At 66.2% G+C, this 5,679-nt stretch carries 6 protein-coding genes; 2 read left to right on the forward strand and 4 right to left on the reverse strand.

Annotation, left to right across the window (positions count from 1 at the left end; genetic code table 11):
* Nucleotides 1–182 precede the first annotated feature (182 nt).
* Nucleotides 183–857 (reverse strand): deoxyribonuclease V, encoded by a 675-nt coding sequence (gene nfi, locus ACQKDV_RS18050; protein ID WP_427785578.1) that lies wholly within the window; start codon nucleotides 855–857, stop codon nucleotides 183–185.
* A gap of 94 nt (nucleotides 858–951) precedes the next feature.
* Here nfi and gpmA point away from each other — a divergent pair, with 94 nt between their 5' ends.
* Nucleotides 952–1,701 carry a 2,3-diphosphoglycerate-dependent phosphoglycerate mutase gene (gene gpmA / locus ACQKDV_RS18055; protein WP_427785579.1) on the forward strand — a complete coding sequence of 250 codons (750 nt, stop codon included), beginning with the start codon at nucleotides 952–954 and terminating at the stop codon, nucleotides 1,699–1,701.
* Between the two features lie 76 nt (nucleotides 1,702–1,777).
* Here the strand turns inward: gpmA and ACQKDV_RS18060 are convergent, their stop codons facing one another.
* Nucleotides 1,778–2,068, reverse strand: a complete 291-nt coding sequence (locus ACQKDV_RS18060) for a hypothetical protein (RefSeq protein WP_427785580.1) — start codon at nucleotides 2,066–2,068, stop codon at nucleotides 1,778–1,780.
* Between ACQKDV_RS18060 and ACQKDV_RS18065 the strand changes: the two genes are divergently transcribed.
* Nucleotides 2,067–4,160: a M13 family metallopeptidase gene (locus ACQKDV_RS18065; RefSeq protein WP_427785581.1), complete on the forward strand. Its 2,094-nt coding sequence runs from the start codon at nucleotides 2,067–2,069 to the stop codon at nucleotides 4,158–4,160. The genes ACQKDV_RS18060 and ACQKDV_RS18065 overlap by 2 nt on opposite strands.
* A 165-nt stretch (nucleotides 4,161–4,325) precedes the next feature.
* Here ACQKDV_RS18065 and ACQKDV_RS18070 read toward each other — a convergent pair whose 3' ends face one another.
* Both ACQKDV_RS18070 and ACQKDV_RS18075 read right to left on the reverse strand, forming a co-directional pair.
* Nucleotides 4,326–4,934: an HD-GYP domain-containing protein gene (locus ACQKDV_RS18070; protein WP_427785582.1), complete on the reverse strand. Its 609-nt coding sequence runs from the start codon at nucleotides 4,932–4,934 to the stop codon at nucleotides 4,326–4,328.
* Between the two features lie 98 nt (nucleotides 4,935–5,032).
* Nucleotides 5,033–5,679: TRCF domain-containing protein (locus ACQKDV_RS18075; protein WP_427785584.1), on the reverse strand; the 647-nt coding region annotated here is incomplete at its 5' end.

Here is a 5,679-nt window from a genome sequence, read left to right on the forward strand (position 1 = left end):
ATGCAGAGTCTGCTACGAAACCCGCGGTGTGGAACCGCATTGGTAGAGTCGACTGATAGTCGACTGCTCTTCCGCGAGGCTGCGACAAAGCCCGCGTTGCGCGCGATAGTCGACTGACAGTCGACGCCACTCAATCGTCCCGACGCGACCGCACAGGCTGCATCCGTCCAGAGCGGGGGAGATCATTCGTCCCGACGTGAAGCCAGCCGATCCGCCAGCCGGGTCGGCTCCGGCAGCCGATAGCCACGCAGCGTGCGCTGCACCCAATCCAGCGCGGTATCGGCACTGACCCGATGGCCACCGGCCACGAACAGCGGCTTGCAGCGCACCTTGCTGCGCAGCACCCAGCCCAGCTGCTCATCGCCGTCCAGCAGTGGCGCATGCGCGCCCGCTTCGGCGCCCGGCTCGATGAACCGGCCCACCAGCTTCGACTTGGCGACACCGATGCTCGGCAGGTCGGTCACCACACCCAGGTGCGCGGCCACGCCCAACCGGCGTGGATGGCTGACGCCGTGGCCGTCGACGAACACCAGGTCCGGCGCGCGGGGCAGCAATGCCAGCGCGGCCAACAACGCTGGCAGCTCGCGGAAGCTGAGCAGGCCGGGGATGTACGGCATCACCGTGGGAATGCGCGCGATTTCCTGCGCCACGGGGTGCAGCGTGTTCGCATCCAGCAGCACCGCTGCGGCGCGGGTGGTGGCGCCGTTGTCCTCGAAGCCGACGTCCAGCCCGGCCAGCCAGCGCACGTCGCGGGGCAGGCGGTCCTGGCGCTCCACGCGGGCAGCGAGCTGCAGTTGTTGCGCGCGGGCGGCGGTGACACTGCCTTCCCAGCGCCCGGGGTCGATCACCGTATTCATTGGCCTCAGCATCGCATGCGCGGCGCCACGGCCCGGTGAGCGGCAGCCGGGGCTACAATGGCCGCCTGCCTTTCCTCGCGTTGGAGACCCTGCAGTGACCCGTAAACTCGTACTGTTGCGCCATGGCCAGAGCCAGTGGAACCTGGACAACCGCTTCACCGGCTGGGTCGACGTCGACCTGACCGAGCAGGGGCGCCGGGAAGCGGCCGCCGCCGGCCGTCTGATGCGCGAGGAAGGCCTGCAGTTCGACGTCGCCCACACCTCGGTGCTCAAGCGCGCCATCCACACCCTGCAGGGGGCGCTGGCCGAGCTGGAGCAGGACTGGCTGCCGGTGAACAAGTCATGGCGCCTCAACGAGCGCCACTACGGCGGCCTGCAGGGCCTGGACAAGGCCGAGACCGCCGCCAAGCACGGCGAGGAGCAGGTCAAGGTGTGGCGCCGCTCGTACGACATCCCGCCGCCGCCGATGGAGCTGGAAGATCCGGGCCACCCGATCCATGACCGCCGCTACGCCGGCCTGGACCGCAACGCACTGCCGGGCACCGAATCGCTGGCGACCACGCTCGATCGCGTGCTGCCGTACTGGCAAGACGCCATCGCGCCGCAGCTGAAGGACGGCAGGACCGTGCTGGTCACCGCCCATGGCAACTCGCTGCGCGCGTTGTACAAGTACCTCAACAATGTTTCGCGCGAGGAAATCCTCGAGCTGAACATCCCGACCGGCATTCCGCTGCTGTTCGAACTGAATGACGACCTGACCGTGCAGTCGTTCCGCTACCTGGGCGACCCCGAAGCTGCCCGCAAGGCCGCTGAAGCCGTGGCCAACCAGGGCAAGGCGAAGTAAGAAAAAGGCCGGGTAGAGCCACCCCACGGGTGGCTGCCCGTGCCTGGTAGAGCCACCCCATGGGTGGCTGCTCCCCTCAACAATCAAACCCCCAGTCTTCCACGCTCAGCGTGCAGCCCAGCAGCTCCTCCAGCGCAGTCTGCTGTGCCAGCAAGTCATCGGCAACGGGATCAGGCAGAAGCTTGATGCCGGCCGTGTCGGCACTGCCGGTGCAGAGCCGCAGCGGTGCGTTCAGAGGTGTGGCAAGCGTCAGTATCTTCATCGTCACCCATGGTAGCGGCCCTGCATCGCCCTGTGACCTTTGGCCGGTCCCCAACGTGGCCATGCCCGCTACGCTGGATGATTCGCCGCCGGAGAGAGACTCCATGAACGTCCGCAACCTGGTCCCGCTGGGCCTGACCATCGCCATTGCTGCTTCGCTGGCCGCCTGTGGCAAGAACGAAACCGCGCCGGCCGCAACCACCGATGCCAAGCCGGCCTTCGATCAGTCGCAGATCAAGACCCCGCTGATCTCGCTCAACAGCGCCGACCTGGATCCGTCCATCGCCGCCTGTACCGACCTCAACGGCTTCGTCAACAGCAAGTGGCTGAAGGCCAACCCGGTGCCGGGCGACCAGACCACCTGGGGCAGCTTCGAGATCCTGCGCGAGCGCTCGCTGGAAGTGCAGCACGCGCTGGTCGAACAGGCCGCTGCCAGCCAGGCCAAGGCCGGTTCGGTGCAAGCCAAGATCGGTGACATCTGGAAGACCGGCAACGACGAAGCGAAGATCGAGGCCGCCGGATTGGCCCCGCTGCAGCCGCAGCTGGACAAGATCGCCGCGCTGAACGACACCGCCACCCTCACCCAGTACCTGCGCGACAGCCAGGTTGAGGGCAAGGGCGTGCTGTTCTCGCTGTTCGCCAATGCCGATTACAAGGATTCGGCCAACGTCATCGCCTACGTCGGCCAGGGGGGCCTGGGCCTGCCGGAGAAGGGCTACTACTTCGACGAATCGCAGGCGAAGATCCGTGAGGCCTACGTGGCCTATATCGCCCAGGTGCTGACCCTGTCGGGCATGGACGCGGCGCAGGCTGCCGAGCAGGCCAAGGCGGTGATGGCCTTCGAGACCCGCCTGGCCAAGGCGTCGATGTCGCGCATCGAGATGCGTGACCCGGCCAAGCGCTACAACCCGCTCAGCGCCGCCGACGCTGACAGGCTGACCCCGAACTTCAGCTGGACCGCGCTGTTTGACACCCTGAAGGTGCCGGCCGCGCAGAAGTTCTCGCTGGCCCAGCCGGGCTTCTTCGGTGAAATGGACAAGATGCTGGCCGATGTGCCGGCCAGCACCTGGCAGGCCTACCTGCGCTTCCACACCATCGACGATGCCTCGCCGTACCTGAGCAGCCAGTTCGAGAAGGCCAACTTCGACTTCTACAGCACCACCCTGCGTGGCCAGAAGGAAATGCAGCCGCGCTGGAATCGCGTGCTGGAATCGGTGAACGGCGGCATGGGCGAAGCTCTGGGCCAGCTGTACGTCGATGCCGTGTTCCCGGCCGAATCGAAGGTCGCCATGCAGCACCTGGTGGAAAACCTGTCGCAGGCGCTGAAGGCGCGCCTGGAGCAGCTGCCGTGGATGGGCGAGGAAACGAAGAAGAAGGCACTGGAAAAGTGGGCCAGCTTCACCCCGAAGATCGGCTACCCGGACAAGTGGCGTGACTGGGCGGGCCTGCAGACCAACGGTGACAGCTACCTGGGCAACATACAGGCGGCGCGAGCGTTCAACTACCGCTACATGCTGGACAAGATCGGCAAGCCGGTGGACAAGACCGAATGGGGCATGACCCCGCAGACCGTCAACGCCTACTACAACGCCACCAAGAACGAGATCGTGTTCCCGGCCGCCATCCTGCAGGCACCGTTCTTCGACGCCAAGGCCGATCCGGCGCTGAACTACGGCGGCATCGGTGCGGTCATCGGCCACGAGATGATGCACGGCTACGATGATTCGGGCAGCCAGTTCGCCGCCAACGGCAACTTCGACAACTGGTGGACCGACGGCGACCGCAAGGCCTTCACCGAACGTACCGACAAGCTGGTCGCGCAGTTCGACGGCTACGAGTCGGTACCGGGCGTGTTCGTGAAGGGCAAGCTGACCCTGGGCGAGAACATCGGTGACCTCGGCGGCCTGACCGTGGCGTATGACGCGCTGCAGATGGCCCTGAAGGAAGACCCGAAGGCCAATGTCGACGTCGATGGCCACAGCCAGGACCAGCGTTTCTTCATGAACTGGGCCACCGTGTGGCGCCGCAACTTCACCGATGGCGAGCTGCGCGTGCGTCTGAACACCGACCCGCATGCCCCGGCCAACTTCCGCGCCAACGGTGCACCGTCGAACATGCCGTCCTTCGCTGCTGCGTTCCAGTGCAAGGCGGGTGATGCGATGGTGCGTGCCGACGACAAGCGTGTAGTGATCTGGTAATCGGTCACACGTGATGCAAGATGCAGGAGGCCCTGCGAAAGCGGGGCCTTCGTTTTGTACGGACGGCCGGAACAGGCGACGGGGTAGCGTCGACCGTTGGTCGATGATCGCGCGCAGCGCGGGATTTCGTGGTCTGCAGGAAAATCAGTCGACCAACGGTCGACTCTACCTGGCCAGCGCGGGTTCCCGTGCCAGCATGCCGTGGAAACGGTCCAGGACGTAGGGGTCGATCAGGCCGCCGGCCTGGTCTTCAAGGATACGCAGCACCGCCTCATGCTCCATCGCCTCGCGGTAGGGGCGGGCGCTGGTCATCGCATCGTAGGCATCGACCACGGTGAGGATGCGCGCGCCCAACGGAATCGCTTCACCCCGCAGGCCATCGGGGTAGCCGCTGCCGTCGTTGGCCTCGTGATGGGCGCGGATCAAGCGCGCCACGGGAACGGCATCGCTGCGGCCGGTGGCGAGGAAGATGTGCTCGCCGCGCACCGGGTGCTCGCGCATGATCGCGCGCTGCTGCTCGGTGTGCCGGCGCGGGTTCAACAGCACGTCGTCGGGAATGCCGATCTTGCCGATGTCATGGAAGCGCGCCGCCAGCGCGACGTGCCCGCAGCGCTCGCCGTCCATGTCGCAGTGGACAGCCAGGCGCTGGGCGAGCAGGCCGACGCGGTCGCAGTGGTGGCGGGTGTAGGCGTCGCGCATCTGCAGCGACATCGACAGCGCATCGATCAGGCAGGCATCGGTGTGCAGCAGGTCGGGAGGAGTGGAATGGAGCATGGAGAGAGGTGCGCCACCTTGGTACGCGGAAACAACAAGGCCCGCATGTGCGGGCCCGGTTGGGTTGGGGGATGCATAGGGTACCGCGCGTGGCCGTCTCAGCGTACCGCCAGGGTCAGCAGCAGGGCGCGGGCCGCGTTGAAGCGGTCTTCCGGCAACGGCAGCGGGTGCTTGATGCGCAGCTTGTCCGGCCCGTCCATGGCATACAGGTTGGGCTGCTTCTGGATCAGCTGGATCACCGCCATCGGATCGATGTTTGGCTTGGATTCGAACACGATGCGGCCGCCATGCTCGCCCAGGTCCAGCTTGCGGATGCCCAGGGTGTTGGCCTGCAGCTTCAGTTCGGCAATGGCGAACAGATGCTTGGCCGCATCCGGCAGCAGGCCGAAGCGGTCGATCATCTCCACCTGCAGCTCGCGCAGCGCATCGCTGTCACGCGCGCTGGAAATGCGCTTGTACAGGGTCAGGCGGGTGTGCACGTCCGGCAGGTAGTCTTCCGGAATCAACGCGGGCACGTGCAGCTCCACCTCGGCACCGCGCACTTCCTCGCCGGCATCCAGATCCGGCAGCTTGCCCTGCTTGATGCTGCGCACCGCGCGTTCCAGCAGTTCGGTGTAGAGGCTGAAGCCCACTTCGGCCATCTGCCCGCTCTGGTCCTCGCCCAGCAGTTCGCCGGCGCCGCGGATTTCCAGATCGTGCGTGGCCAGGGTGAAGCCGGCGCCCAGTTCGTCCATCGAGGCGATGG

Origin of the sequence: Stenotrophomonas sp. NPDC077659, assembly GCF_050268705.1 — a bacterium.
In the GTDB taxonomy this organism is placed as follows: domain Bacteria; phylum Pseudomonadota; class Gammaproteobacteria; order Xanthomonadales; family Xanthomonadaceae; genus Stenotrophomonas.

Coding starts and splice junctions, on each gene's coding strand:
- nfi (WP_427785578.1), bottom strand. CDS start 857: ATGAATACGGTGATCGACCCCGGGCGCTGGGAAGGCAGTGTCACCGCC.
- ACQKDV_RS18065 (WP_427785581.1), top strand. CDS start 2,067: ATGAACGTCCGCAACCTGGTCCCGCTGGGCCTGACCATCGCCATTGCT.
- ACQKDV_RS18060 (WP_427785580.1), bottom strand. CDS start 2,068: ATGGAGTCTCTCTCCGGCGGCGAATCATCCAGCGTAGCGGGCATGGCC.
- ACQKDV_RS18070 (WP_427785582.1), bottom strand. CDS start 4,934: ATGCTCCATTCCACTCCTCCCGACCTGCTGCACACCGATGCCTGCCTG.